The organism is Arthrobacter terrae, assembly GCF_015708085.1.
In the GTDB taxonomy this organism is placed as follows: Bacteria; Actinomycetota; Actinomycetes; order Actinomycetales; family Micrococcaceae; genus Arthrobacter_M; species Arthrobacter_M terrae.
The window spans coordinates 43,403-56,023 of record NZ_JADNYM010000024.1; the positions used below are offsets into that span (position 1 = coordinate 43,403).

Annotated in this window: 13 protein-coding genes; 4 read left to right on the top strand and 9 right to left on the bottom strand. The window is 62.8% G+C overall.

All coding sequences use genetic code 11. From position 1 onward, the window contains the following. Positions 1-52 precede the first annotated feature (52 nt). Positions 53-895: an FAD-linked oxidase C-terminal domain-containing protein gene (locus tag IV500_RS16770; RefSeq protein WP_281064059.1), complete on the top strand. Its 843-nt coding sequence runs from the start codon at positions 53-55 to the stop codon at positions 893-895. A 42-nt stretch (positions 896-937) separates the two neighbouring features. On the opposite strand, the gene IV500_RS16775 is transcribed toward IV500_RS16770, so the two are convergent. From IV500_RS16775 to IV500_RS16810, 8 genes are all read right to left on the bottom strand, one after another. After that, positions 938-1,252: a ferritin family protein gene (locus IV500_RS16775; protein WP_196397962.1), complete on the bottom strand. Its 315-nt coding sequence runs from the start codon at positions 1,250-1,252 to the stop codon at positions 938-940. A gap of 293 nt (positions 1,253-1,545) precedes the next feature. After that, on the bottom strand, positions 1,546-2,076 hold the full coding sequence (locus IV500_RS16780) for a DUF421 domain-containing protein (RefSeq protein ID WP_196397963.1): 531 nt from the start codon (positions 2,074-2,076) through the stop codon (positions 1,546-1,548). A gap of 193 nt (positions 2,077-2,269) precedes the next feature. Continuing rightward, complete coding sequence (gene rbsD, locus IV500_RS16785; protein WP_196397964.1) at positions 2,270-2,653, bottom strand: D-ribose pyranase; 384 nt, start codon at positions 2,651-2,653, stop codon at positions 2,270-2,272. Beyond that, entirely contained in the window at positions 2,650-3,591 is a 942-nt protein-coding gene (locus IV500_RS16790; protein ID WP_312875970.1) for a ribokinase, read from the bottom strand. Before IV500_RS16790 ends, rbsD begins: the two co-directional genes overlap by 4 nt. Then, on the bottom strand, positions 3,588-4,532 hold the full coding sequence (locus IV500_RS16795; RefSeq protein ID WP_196397965.1) for a substrate-binding domain-containing protein: 945 nt from the start codon (positions 4,530-4,532) through the stop codon (positions 3,588-3,590). The genes IV500_RS16790 and IV500_RS16795 overlap by 4 nt, the downstream gene beginning before the upstream one ends. Positions 4,533-4,592: 60 nt before the next feature. Further along, positions 4,593-5,564: an ABC transporter permease gene (locus IV500_RS16800; protein ID WP_196397966.1), complete on the bottom strand. Its 972-nt coding sequence runs from the start codon at positions 5,562-5,564 to the stop codon at positions 4,593-4,595. Positions 5,565-5,583: 19 nt separating this feature from the next. Next, the gene (locus tag IV500_RS16805; protein WP_196397967.1) at positions 5,584-7,089 is read right to left on the bottom strand and encodes a sugar ABC transporter ATP-binding protein; all 1,506 of its coding nucleotides are present in this window, start codon (positions 7,087-7,089) and stop codon (positions 5,584-5,586) included. Between the two features lies 1 nt (position 7,090). Next, positions 7,091-8,125 carry a LacI family DNA-binding transcriptional regulator gene (locus IV500_RS16810; protein WP_312875971.1) on the bottom strand — a complete coding sequence of 345 codons (1,035 nt, stop codon included), beginning with the start codon at positions 8,123-8,125 and terminating at the stop codon, positions 7,091-7,093. A gap of 447 nt (positions 8,126-8,572) precedes the next feature. Between IV500_RS16810 and IV500_RS16815 the strand changes: the two genes are divergently transcribed. Further along, positions 8,573-8,827 (top strand): hypothetical protein, encoded by a 255-nt coding sequence (locus IV500_RS16815; RefSeq protein WP_196397969.1) that lies wholly within the window; start codon positions 8,573-8,575, stop codon positions 8,825-8,827. 10 nt (positions 8,828-8,837) lie between these two features. Then, complete coding sequence (locus tag IV500_RS16820; RefSeq protein WP_230855090.1) at positions 8,838-9,725, top strand: FHA domain-containing protein; 888 nt, start codon at positions 8,838-8,840, stop codon at positions 9,723-9,725. A gap of 150 nt (positions 9,726-9,875) precedes the next feature. Here IV500_RS16820 and IV500_RS22190 read toward each other — a convergent pair whose 3' ends face one another. Then, positions 9,876-11,060 (bottom strand): RsbRD N-terminal domain-containing protein, encoded by a 1,185-nt coding sequence (locus IV500_RS22190; RefSeq protein WP_196397970.1) that lies wholly within the window; start codon positions 11,058-11,060, stop codon positions 9,876-9,878. A gap of 170 nt (positions 11,061-11,230) precedes the next feature. Here IV500_RS22190 and IV500_RS16830 point away from each other — a divergent pair, with 170 nt between their 5' ends. Beyond that, the gene (locus tag IV500_RS16830; protein WP_196397971.1) at positions 11,231-12,556 is read left to right on the top strand and encodes an MFS transporter; all 1,326 of its coding nucleotides are present in this window, start codon (positions 11,231-11,233) and stop codon (positions 12,554-12,556) included. Positions 12,557-12,621: the final 65 nt, after the last annotated feature.

A 12,621-nucleotide genomic window follows, 5' to 3' on the forward strand; every position in this document is an offset into this window, starting at 1 on the left:
ATCTACCCGGTTTCCTAGTCCGCTCTAGCTGCTTCCGCACCATCCCCTGGCGCTGGAAGGACTGGATGCCCAACTGGTCAACGTAGTCCGCAGCGCCAAGGGCCAGGGCGCCGTTCCGACGATGCCGCAGGGCGGCGGCTGGCTGATGGTCGAGGTCGGAGGGGCAACCTCGGAGGAGGCCATGGCGGCCGCAGAGAAGGTGGTCCTTGTTGCAGGCCCCGTGGACGCGATGGTGCTGCCGGCCGGCCCGGAGGCCAAGCGCCTATGGCAGATCCGTGCGGACGGCGCGGGCCTTGCCGGACGCCCCGCCTCCGGGGGCCAGGCCTGGCCGGGCTGGGAGGACTCCGCCGTTCCGCCCGAAAACCTCGGCGCCTACCTGCCGGACCTCGAGGCCCTGATGCAGGGCGAAGGCCTGTCCGGCTTGGCCTATGGTCATTTCGGTAACGGCTGCGTCCACGTCCGGATCGATTTCCCGCTGGAAGAGAATGCCGCCGTAATGCGGCGTTTCCTCGAATTCCTGACTTCCATCGGTTGGGAAGCGCCCAGCAGCGATGAACGTCTCCTGGCTCAGCCGCACTGCCATCAGTATGCCGTCATTGGTTACGACAAGGACCTGGCACTGCTCGACGCCATGGGCTGCGATGTGGAGGTATCCAGCGGATGCTGCGGTCTCGCGGGCAACTTCGGTATGGAAAAGGGCCATTACGAGGTGTCCGTCACGATCGCCGAACAAGGGATCCTCGCCAAGGCCAGAACGGATCCCGACCGCGCTATCCTTGCGGACGGGTTCTCCTGCCGCACCCAGGTCTCCGACCTTGCCGGCCGAGGTTCCCGCCATTTGGTGGAAGTCATCGCAGATGCCCTCGACCGTGACCCTGCGCATGAAGATGCCTAAGCGGACGGGTTTCTCCTGCACCAGCATGAAGTAGCTGAAGGCTCAGCCGGCGGCTTCCTCGGCTTCCTCACCGTGCGAAACGATGCCGCCGTCTTTGAACAAGATGCCCTGAGCGATCGCGCGCCACTTAGGTTTCGCCCGAAGGAGAAATTCCAACTCCATGCTGAAGTGCTTGTATTCCTCCCCCAGCGAATCCACCATAATTTCACGCGCAACCGGATCCTCTTCGACCGCAATGCGTTGCTCGTACCAGCCAATCGCCTCCGACTCCTCGGACAGGCTCGCGCACATCCGCGCAAACGTCCGCACCTGAGCAGAAAGCTCCTGCGGCGGTTCGTGATACTGATTAGTCGGCATGATGGCTCCTAGTCGCCTCGGAAATGGCCGAACATGTCGCAGGCTACGCTCCCTGCCGCGGACGGTCAATCCAAACTGCCGTCTGCGGTCAATTACACTGCGCAGCTGACATAAGGTGTCTGGACCGCGTCCGCACGGTCAGACGAACCCCATCCCCGTGTTCACTTATCGGCCTTCCATCAACGACCAGCGCCTGAAGAACCGCCAACACTTTTTCGCTCGCCACTAACGTTTCAGCTATCGCGCATAAGCAGACTATGCCGGGCAGAGGAGCGTCCGTTCAGCCTGTGCGGTCATTTCTGACGGTCGGCCCGGGAACCGGCCGATCCGTCCAGGGCCATGCGGATTAAGGGGACGCTGCCGGTTTCGTCTCGCCGGACAATAGTGAGTGCACCCTTGCTTTCATACAACAGGTACTGAAGCTCTGCCAGATCGAAGACACCGTGTTCGCGCAGCTTGGCGAACACATCCTCATCGGCGAGGCCACAGCGCCTTAGCTGGCCGCGCTGCAAAACCCCATCGTGGACCAGGACGCGGACCCGATGGTCGAACAGAGTGCGTAGGCGGGGGTGGAAGCGCAGCAGACTAACCAGCCGGTGCACGGCGATCAAAGTAAGAAGTGCGACAGCGCCGGTGATGAACGACTGAGACGCTGCCACCGCAGTGCGGCCGACGACGGCGCCGATCGCCACCGCGGTGACGAAATCGATGATGGTCCACTGGGCAACGGTACGCCGTTCTCCTATCCGCAGGCCGAAAGCGGCGACGACGAACATCAGCGCCGCCTTTCCGGCCACTAAGCCCAACTGTGACCAGCTGTCCATGATCCATCCCATGGTCGACCCTCCATCGCTAGCCCTGCCCGCTGCGCGGAAGTCGCCACGTCCCGGTGTCTGGCTCGACGTCCGCAACCCGGCAATAGCCACTGACGGTTGACCATTGCCGCGGCACTCAAGACCGTGCGCAATAACCGGTTCTCAGAATATCCCAATGAGGACTAGCCGACCCAGTGAATGTTTAGAACGGCACGCCGCAATACAGTGCCGCATTGGCGTAAGCTGTAGCTTCGCCGGTGCGGATGAACAGCTTTGCAGACGCGCTGAGATCCTTCAGGCCGGCGTGGCTGATGTAGCTCACTTGATCAAAGCGGCTGGTCAGCCACGGTTGGGCCGCGGTGGATTTCACTTCCTCGGCGGCCACGCAACGTTCCACGACGATTTCTGCCAGCAGCGCATCCAACACCTGTTTAAGGCGTGGAATCCCGTGTACCAGGGCCAGATCCACCACCGGCACGCCCGCGGGAGCAGGCAGGCCACAGTCCGCCACCATGATCAGATCAGTGTGTCCGAGCTTGCTGAGCGCACAATTGAGTTCGGCATTGAGAATTCCGGTTTTCTTCATCCGGCCACCTCTGGAAGCTGATCATCCAGCGTGGGGTAGGACGCCTGGGTTCCCTCGCTTTGCACCGCAAAAGCACCAACCCGGACGGCCAGCCGTACGGCCTCCGGCAGCGTAGCACCAGCGGCGAGGCGTGCGCTCAGCGCACCGACGAAGGCGTCTCCGGCACCGGAGGTATCCACCGCCGGGACGGCGGGTGCCGGCACTTCCTCGATGCCGCCGTCGTCCGCGCAGATGGCACCGAGCGCTCCTCGGGTGAGGACAACGGAGGGTATGCCGCATTCACGCAGTCGCGCCACCAGCTCCCTATCCGCATTGGACGGCTCCACGCCTGGCCGCAGTGCGGACAGCACCAAGGCCGCCTCGTGCTCATTGACCACCAGCGGATCCGCACGCAGAATCACGGCCGGGTCCAGCTCGATCACCGGTGCCAGGTTCAGCACCACGCGCCCGGCGGCAAGCTGCACTGCGGCGGCGATGCCGGCGGCAGCAATCTCGCCCTGCAGCACCAGCACCGCAGCCGCTGCGATGACATCTGCGGACCGGCCTACCGCTGGCGCGTCCAGCGCCGCATTGGCTCCGGGCACCACCACAATGGTGTTCTCGCCGTCGTCGGCAACGGTGATCAGCGCCAGACCAGTGGGGCCGGGCACCTGCTGGACCGCAGACAGGTCCACTCCGGCACCGGCCAGCAGGGCCGTCGCATCCCCGGCCAGGCCGTCGCTTCCCACGGCGCCCACGAGGGCCACCGCCGCACCTAGCCGCGCAGCGGCCACCGCCTGGTTGGCGCCTTTGCCGCCGGGCAGCAGCACGAGCGACCGCCCGATCAGGGTCTCACCCGGACGGGGATGCCGGTTCACCCGGATCACCTGATCGACATTGATCGAACCGACTACGACCACCTGGCTGGGGATCGGGGAAGCTGAAGCCGGGATACTCACTTGACGTAGTCGCCCACATTCGCCTCGGTAACGGAGACAACCTGCACCGGCACGGTCTTATCGACCTTTTCGCCCTTAATGGCCTTCGCCGCCAATTCAACGGCGAGCTGGCCCAGTTTGGCCGGCTGCTGCGCGATGGTGGCTACCAGCGTGCCCTTTTGTATGGCGGCCAGCCCGTCAGCGGTGCCGTCAAAGCCAACAACTTTGACGTCCTTACCCGCCTTGGTGCCCAGGGCCTGGATCGCGCCGAGTGCCATTTCGTCATTTTCAGCAAAAATCCCGGTGACATCGGGCTGGGACTGGAGCAGGTTTGTGGTCACGTCCAACGCCGTGGCGCGGTCGAAGTTCGCCGTCTGCTTGGCCACCACCTTAATGTTCGGGTAAGCCTTCAGACCGTCGGTGAAGCCCTGCCCGCGGTCCCTGCTCGCGGACGTGCCGGCCACTCCCTGCAGCACCAGAATGCTCCCTTTTTCACCCATCGACTTGGCCAGCTCATCGGCGGCCTGCTTGCCGCCGGCGACGTTATCGCTGGCCACCAGCGAAGTGAGGTCGGCACCGTTAACGGTGCGGTCCACCCCAATGACCGGCAGATTGGCCTTGATTAAGGCGTTCACCGGGGACGCTGCGGCATCCGAGTCAACCGGGTTCACAATGACGGCCTTAGTGCTGCCGGTGGCTGCGGTGGCCAGCTGGTTCGCCTGCGTCGCGGAGTCATTTTGCGCGTCGACTATCTCCAATTGCACGCCAGCATCCTTCGCCGCGGTCTGGGCACCATCGCGCACTTCAACGAAGAACGGATTATTCAGGGTGGAAAGGGCCATCACGACCTTGGGGGACGCCGCACCGGCCTCTCCCCCGCCTCGGTTGCAGGCAGTGGTGCCGGTCAGGACGAGCGTGGCGGTCGCAGCGACGGCCGCGACCTGACGGATTGAGATCTTCATGGTTCTGTCCTTCTGATAGGGAATGGTTGACGTATTCAGTGCGGTCCAGTTAAGTGCGGCCTAGCTGCTGCGGTTTTTGCGCCGGAGCACGTCGATGCCGACGGCCAAGGCAATCACGACGCCGATGACGACCTGCTGCCAGAACGACGTGACGTTGAGCAGATTCAACCCATTGCGGATCACCACCAGCACCAAGGCGCCGACAAACGTTCCGGAGATCCGGCCCAATCCGCCGGCAAGTGAGGCCCCGCCAATCACGACGGCCGCAATCGCGTCCAGTTCATAGCCCGTGGCCGCCTGTGGCTGGGCTGAGTCAAGGCGCCCGGCGAGCAGCAAACCGGCGAGAGCCGCGAAAAGGCCCGCGAGGCCAAAGACGATGACTATGATCCGCTTCACCGGCAGACCGGACAGCCGGGCCGCCTCCGCGTTGCCGCCCACGGCATACATGGAACGGCCGACGACGGTCCGGTTCAGCAGGAACGATGCCACCAGCGCCGAGACCAGCAGGATCACGATGGGCATCGGGACAGGTCCGAGGTTTCCGCCCAAAAAGGACACCTCGGGGGAGGTCTTGATTGGCCGGCCGTCGGAAATCACCAAGGTCAAGCCACGGGCGATGCTCAGCATGGCCAGCGTTGCAATGAAGGACGGCAGCTTGCCGTAAGCGCTGGCCAGACCGTTGACAACACCAGCCAGCAAACCGGCAGTAAGGCCGCCGAGCAGGGCAAGCCAGCCGGGCAGGCCTGCGTTAACAAAGAACCAGCCGGAGACCATGGCGGAAAGCGCCGCCACGGATCCGACCGATAAGTCGATGCCGCCGGCGACGATGACAAAGGTCATTCCGAACGCCAGTACCGCCACGGTGGACACCTGGATACCGATATTGAGCAGGTTCCGGCCGGTGAGGAAATCCGGTGTCGCAATAAACAAGGCAATGCAGAGCACCACGAGACCCACCAGAGCACCGTTGTTGGCGAGGAATTTCTTGACGTCAAAACTGGTCCGTTTTGCGTCCAAGGTAGCAGTGGACATGCGGGGAGTTCCTTCTCTCTCAGTGCTCTTCATTGACGTCGCGCGCGGCGAGTGTCATGACTTTGTCTTCAGTGGCCTCGGCAGCCGTGAACTCCCCGGCCAGCCGGCCGTCCCGCAGCACCAGAATCCGGTCACTCATCCCCAGGACTTCAGGCAATTCGCTGGAAACCATCACTATCGCTCCGCCGGCTTCGGTAATCGCATTCATCAGCTCGTAGATTTCCACCTTGGCCCCAACATCAACTCCGCGGGTTGGCTCGTCCAGCAACAGCACCGTGGATGCTGCGATGATCCAGCGTCCAAAAACGGCCTTCTGCTGATTTCCGCCGGAGAGCGACCGGACGGGTTGGTCGATGCTGTGCATCCGGATCCGCAGGGTCTTGGCCACCGCCTCAGCCCGGCTGCGCTGTCCGGAAAAGTCGGCCAGGCCCATTCGTGCGCTGGAGGCCAGAGTCGCGTATCCCAGGTTCTCGTTCACCGATGCGTCCAGAACCAGTCCCTGACCCTTGCGGTCCTCTGGGACGTGGCCCAGACCGGCCCGGATGGCAGCCTGCACACTGCCCTTGGGCAGAGCTTTTCCGCGGATCTTCACCGTCCCGGTGTCATACCGGTCCGCCCCTGCAACGGCACGGATCAGTTCGGTGCGGCCGGCACCAACCAGCCCGGAGATACCCAGAATCTCCCCGGCCCGAACCGTGAAACTGATGTCCTCGAACTTACCCTTCGAGGTCAGGTGCTCAACAGCCAGGATCCCGGCGGATCCTTCGGATTCCGCTATCCGGCGCGGAAATTGGTCTTCGATACTCCGACCTACCATTAGCCGGACCAGCTCGTCCTCGCTGGTGGACGCGGGAACCTCGGCAACAAATTCGCCGTCGCGCAACACCGTGACGCTGTCGCCGATCTCCGCAATCTCATCCAGGTGATGGCTGATGAACAGCATTCCTACACCCTGTTGGCGCAGGTCCGCCACCACCTTGAACAGGCTTTCCGTTTCATGCCGGGTCAGTGCTGCCGTGGGCTCATCGAGGATGAGGATGCGCGCATTGATGCTCAGCGCCTTGGCAATTTCCACCAGCTGCTGACGGGCAATTCCCAGCTCCCCCACCGGGGTTTCGACGTCAACGTCGAGCCCGATCAGGTCCAGCGCCGCGCGGGCCTGCTGCCGCAGTGCCTTCCGGTCCACCATGCCGAACCTTGTCGGCGTCCTGCCCAACATGACGTTTTCCGCAACGCTCATGGAGTTCACCAGGTTCAGTTCCTGATGGATGGTGGCGATGCCGTGCTCTTCAGCGGCGCGGGTGGTAGGCAGGCTCACCGTCTTGCCATCGATGAGAATCTCGCCGCCGTCCGGCTGGTAGACCCCGGCCATCATCTTGATCAGGGTGGATTTCCCGGCGCCGTTCTCGCCCAGCAGTACCTGGACAGCACCGGCGTAGACATTGACGCTTACCTCCTTGATCACGTTCACCGGACCAAAGGATTTGCTCACCTGCTTCAGCGTAAGAACGGGATGCTCGCTCATGTCAGTTCTTCCTTAGGCCGGAAACAGATCCCGGGTGGTTGGGCGTGCTGGAGGAGGCACGAACGATGAGTTCGCTGGGCAGCACAATCGACTCGGGCGTGCCGCCGTCGATCACCTGCAGCAACAGGTCCACAGCAGCCCGTCCCATGTCCTCCACACTGTGCGAGATGACGCTTAGAGCGGGCTGGAGCAGGGCAAACCATTCGATGTCGTCGAAGGCCACCAGCGCGATGTCCGTTCCGATGCGGGATCCCATCCGGTGCAGCATGGCCACCGCACCCGCAGCCATGGGACTGTCCGCGGCCAGGATCGCCGTCGGCGGCTGATCCAGATTCAACAGCACGCGCACACCCGCCGAACCGCTGGCCGCCTGGAAGTCGCCAAAGTACACCAGCGCGGGATCCTTCGGAAGCCTATTATCCGCGATCGCCTGGTTGTAGGCGGTGAACCGATCGCGGCCGGTCGAAATGCTCTGCGGGCCCGCGATGTAGCCGATCCGGGTGTGACCTTGGCCGGCTAAGTGTGCCACCGCCTGCCGGATCCCATGCACACTGTCCGTGGTGACGCTGGGCAGATCGATGCCATCCACGGTCCGGTCCACGAATACGGTGGGGATCCCCCGCCGCAGCAAAGAACGGATCACACCGTTGCCATCCCCTTGGGGCGCGAGGATAATGCCATCGACGCGCTGGGAAATCAGGGTGTTCAGGTAACGATCCTGCTGGTCTTCACGCTCATTCGCATTTCCAAGCAGGATCGCGTACCCGTGCTCCAGCGCGGCCTGCTCCACGGCGTGGGCCAGGTCCGCAAAGAATTGGTTCCGGACGTCGGAGACCAACAGCCCGATAGTGCGGGTGCGGGTAGAGCGCAACGAGCGCGCCTGGGCGTTGGGATGGAAGTCCAGCCGTTCGACGGCGGCGGCGACGCGTTCGCGGGATGCGGCGGAAGTGGCCGGGTTTCCGGAAAGAACGCGGGATGCGGTGCCGACAGAGACCCCTGCGGCTGCTGCAACGTCCTTGATGGTTACCGTATTCACCCTTCTCACTTCCTCGTGATCCGTGCTGCAATTTTTCTTTGGAATCGTTTCCATGGAATCGTTTCCACGATATGAGGCACCGCTTGGAAATGTCAAGTAAATTTCTGGTCGGTGGTGTACTTCAGGCGCCTAAGCAGCAGCTGTGCAGGTTAGGCAACAGCTTTGCGGTGGGGCAACTCTGCTTCGGCCGGCCAGCGGCGATCGCCAGGGTTGCCGGAAAAGACCCTCAGCTCAGCTGTCAATCAACTGTTGCCGGACCGGGATTCTTCGCTAGCCGCCAAGCGTGTGTCTTTGATGAGTTTGCGCGACCTCTAGCTTTTGTAGTTAGGGGTCATTATCGTTGCACTAAGTGCACGATCGCCATCAGCGCTCGGTATGCCCGGCTGGCGCTCACCCCACTTCTGCGGTGCATTCTGCACCCGCAGTAATCAACGAGGAGGCACGTCAATGACTGAGAGCCAACCTACTGCCGAAGATTTCCGTACGGTCCCTGTGAGTGACTGGTCTGACCTTGGCCAGCAGCTTTGGTCCTACCTGACCGGTCGCGGGGCCGTGGTCAACTACAGCTTCATGGACATGACCGTTGAGGTTCCCCGCGACATCGGGCCGGATGCCCCGCGCGCTACCTGGAAATTCAACGGAACACTGCGCGTGACCACCAGTGATGACGATAGCGCCGCTACTGCACAGTCCAAGCCTTAGGACAGCGACCATGCGCTTTGATATTGATCTTGAGTTCTCGGCAGAGCTGCCGGCCGAAGAGGGCAAGGAATCTGCGCCGATAAGGGGAAGTATCAAAGCTTCCGGCGGGGAGATTCACGTCCACGCGGACAACGCGGGACTCTTCCGGCTGGATTCCCGTAGAAATTTGACCGCCATCAGAGATCTGGCGGGAGCCTTAGCCAAACGCGGGATCATCGTGACAGTCTCTGTCCCGGAGGGCACGATCGTCAGTTTGGGGGCGGTGGAAGTGTCCCGGATCCAACGCCTGCTTACCAACTCCCCGCACATTAAACCGGGCAAGTCGAATACCTGGGCAACCGTAATCAAGGCCCAGGCGTCCACCCGTTTCCAGAAAAGCCGATTCCCCCCATCGACACCACTTCCAATTTCACCTACGTTCCAGCGGGAATACCGGATGAAACCAACCACTACGCATTATTCGCGCGGCGGTGGCCGGCCCCGGCTCATATTTGTCAGGGACAGCGAGACGTGGGACGGTCGTCCACCCAAGGAGTTCAACCTCACGGAAGACACCACCGTGATTGGCAGTGGGCCCGAAGCCACTTTCAGGTTGCCTGGTCTCGCCGCGGCGCACGGGAGCATAGTCCACACCGACGACGACGAATACGTCTTCCATCCCGATGAGTCCGTCGCTGAGCGCCCGAACCCGGGCATCCTGCGCACCGGCGCACGACTGTTGCTGGGACCGTGGCGAATGGTGTTTTTCAGAGAGGAATACGCCGACCACGGAAGGCCGTTTGGCGGACGCACCGCGGGGGAGTTCGCACCACTTCAGCGCCCGCAGTTCGACCCTCGCACAGGCCAGCTTGAGTACGATGCGGTAGTGGGCATGGGAGACCCTCGCAAACCAAAGTAAGCAGAAGGGTCCCTCAAAAGCCTAAAGAGCCCAGCGGTGACGAGTTCGTGGTCCACGGGGAGCAGGGGCCCACTGGGGGCGCACTGGGGGCGCCGCCGTGCCAGCTTGCTCAAGCACCGCCAAGCAACTGCAGGTCCCGGTCAGAGCCGCTCAGGACCAGGCGACAATGAGGCGGGCGATCTGGTCCGGGATCATAACGTCGATCCCGGTGAGCTCCCGAAACCGCCGCAGCCGGTTCATCAGCGTATTGCGATGGCAGAAGAGCTGTTCCGAGGCGGCACCTACACTGCCGGTGACCGCGTAGGCCCGGACCGCTTCGACAAGTCGTTCGCGTTCCGCTCCCCCGCACCGGGCCAGCGCGGTGTCGACGTCGGCGGCGATGGGGATCCCGGCCTCGGCCAGTCGCATGCGGGCGATCCTGGCCCACGCCCGCTTGAGTGTTAGGGCTTTTTCGTCCCGGTCGTCGATCAGGCGGGCGAGATCCCCCGCGATGCGGGCGGAGGAGGCGAGCGCCGGTAGTCCCGGGACATTTTCGATCAGTCCGCAGCGCAGCCGCCGAATCTCCTCTGCGCTCTCGCGCACAGCCGAGCCGGGCCGCTCATCGACGGGCCAGAAAGCCACTAGTGCATCCCCCTGCGGATGGGTGAAGATCTCGTAGCCCCGCCGCGCCGCATGGGCAATAACCACCCGCAGTTGCGTTGCTTCGGCGCCAACCGCCACCGCGACGTCCAGGGGCGTGTCCGGGCGGAAGCCCAATTCATTGGCGACCCGATCCAGCATTTCGGTTGTCGGATTGACGGGCCCAAAGACTGCGGCGACATAGCCCTGCCGGATCGCAGTCGCCTCGTTGAGGATGCGCTGCTGCTCGGCCATGTAGATGGCCTGCGTCTGACTGGCATAGGAATCCACGACACGCCACACGGTTTCGGCGTGCCGCACCAGCAGGGCCGCGTCGGCTTCTTCGGCATGGGCGGTTAATTCGCTCCAAAGCACTGAGAAGTCCAGCCGGATCGCGGACATAAGGGACTCGATCGGAATACCGGCACGGGCACGGGAGACTCCCACATCGGTGGCTATGCGTAGCCGTTCAGCCTCCATCCCGGCGGAATCGACGCCGTGCCGCAGACTCTGGATCAGGGCCGCAAACGACGTTACCGCGGTCCTTCGTATTTCGCTGGTCGGGAGTGATGCCTGGCGGTAACTGGGAATCTGCAGGACCCGGTCCAGAAATTTGCCCGTCAGGTCCGTCACCAGAAGCCGGTCCAGCAGTTCGTGCCAGCGCTGCACCTCGGCCCCGTCGGATCCCACTGTTTGGAGCGAATAAAAGTTGCTCACCACACCAGAATATGTGCTTTTGCACAAAATGTCGCAGAGATTCGGCGACATTTCGTGCCCGTATGAGCTGCGTCACAATGGCAGACTCGGAAGTATTCATTCCCTTGGCAGCGCCTCGGCGCTGCCGGACCTGCACGCCTACCCCCAAATGGACCTAACGCGGAGATCCCATGACGAATCAATCCACGAATGTTGAAGCCGGGGCGACCCGGACCATCACCGACAAGGAAGCGACCAAGGTCGCCATTGGTGCCCTGATCGGCACCGCCATGGAATGGTACGACTTCTTCCTGTTCAGTGCCGCGGCCGCCTTGATTTTCAATGTCCAGTACTTCCACAGCGCCGATCCCACGGCGGCGACCATGGCGGCGTTCGCCACCTTCGGCGTCGGTCTGGTGTTCCGCCCGCTTGGCGGTATGTTCTTCGGTGCCATGGGGGACAAGATCGGACGCCGCAAGACGCTAATGATCACCATCGTCGGCATAGGTCTCATCACCGGGATGATCGGAGCGCTCCCGACATATTTTGCCATCGGAATCGCCGCGCCGATCCTGCTGGTGCTGCTGCGCGCCGTGCAGGGCCTCTTCGTCGGCGGCGAATGGTCCGGCGCTATGACCCTGGTCGTGGAAAACGCGCCATTGAAGAAGCGCGCACGGTACGCGGCACTGCCGCAGATCGGCTCCCCGATAGGAACAATCCTCTCTTCGGGTGGCTTCTTCGTGATGACCCTGCTGTTCTCGGCGGAGAATTTCAATTCGTTCGGGTGGCGCATCCCATTCCTGGCCGCGATCCCTATGCTGCTGATCGCTCTGTACATCCGTAGCCGGCTCGACGAGTCTCCGGTCTTCACCGAACTGCTGGAAAAGGGCGAAACGGAGAAGGCTCCGATCCGCACTGTCCTGGTCGAGTCATGGAAGCACATCATCGTTGGCATGGCCGCGGCGCTGCTGGGCGTCGGCGGCTTCTACCTGGTCACCGCTTTTGTCGTCTACTACGGCGTGAAAATCCTGCACTACGACGCCGGACTCATGCTGTTGGGTGGAATGATCGCCGCCATCGTGGAAATCCCGGTGCTGCTCCTGGGCGGCCGCCTCGGCGAGCGCTTCGGTGCCAGCCGGGTGATCATCTACGGCGGTCTTGTCTCCGCCGTCGTCGCCATTCCCTCCTTCATGCTTATCGCCAGCGGCAACGACGTACTGGTGATCCTCGGCATGGTCATCGCCGTTGCAGCGCTGTCGTTCCCTTATGCTGCCTCCGGAACCGTACTCACCGGCCTGTTCCCCGCCCGCACTCGGTATACCGGAGTCGGTTTCGCGCAGAACGTCGCCGGCATGGTCAGCGGCTTCATCCCACTGGTCGCTACGGCCCTCGTCGCCTCGGCCGCCAACCATTGGTGGCCCGCGGCAGCCATCCTCATCTTCCTGTCGCTCTTCACCGCGGTAGCCGGCATCATCGCGCCGCGAATGAGCGTGAGCCTGCCCGGCTTCAAACACTGAGCAGTTTTCAAACACGGCGCATGTCCCACAGCACTTACCCGCGTACGACAGGAAAGAATCACCTC

Excerpts from the sequence above, each read along its gene's own strand:
- IV500_RS16775 (WP_196397962.1), bottom strand. The coding sequence starts at position 1,252 with ATGCCGACTAATCAGTATCACGAACCGCCGCAGGAGCTTTCTGCTCAG.
- IV500_RS16780 (WP_196397963.1), bottom strand. The coding sequence starts at position 2,076 with ATGGACAGCTGGTCACAGTTGGGCTTAGTGGCCGGAAAGGCGGCGCTG.
- rbsD (WP_196397964.1), bottom strand. The coding sequence starts at position 2,653 with ATGAAGAAAACCGGAATTCTCAATGCCGAACTCAATTGTGCGCTCAGC.
- IV500_RS16795 (WP_196397965.1), bottom strand. The coding sequence starts at position 4,532 with ATGAAGATCTCAATCCGTCAGGTCGCGGCCGTCGCTGCGACCGCCACG.
- IV500_RS16800 (WP_196397966.1), bottom strand. The coding sequence starts at position 5,564 with ATGTCCACTGCTACCTTGGACGCAAAACGGACCAGTTTTGACGTCAAG.
- IV500_RS16805 (WP_196397967.1), bottom strand. The coding sequence starts at position 7,089 with ATGAGCGAGCATCCCGTTCTTACGCTGAAGCAGGTGAGCAAATCCTTT.
- IV500_RS16815 (WP_196397969.1), top strand. The coding sequence starts at position 8,573 with ATGACTGAGAGCCAACCTACTGCCGAAGATTTCCGTACGGTCCCTGTG.
- IV500_RS16820 (WP_230855090.1), top strand. The coding sequence starts at position 8,838 with ATGCGCTTTGATATTGATCTTGAGTTCTCGGCAGAGCTGCCGGCCGAA.
- IV500_RS16830 (WP_196397971.1), top strand. The coding sequence starts at position 11,231 with ATGACGAATCAATCCACGAATGTTGAAGCCGGGGCGACCCGGACCATC.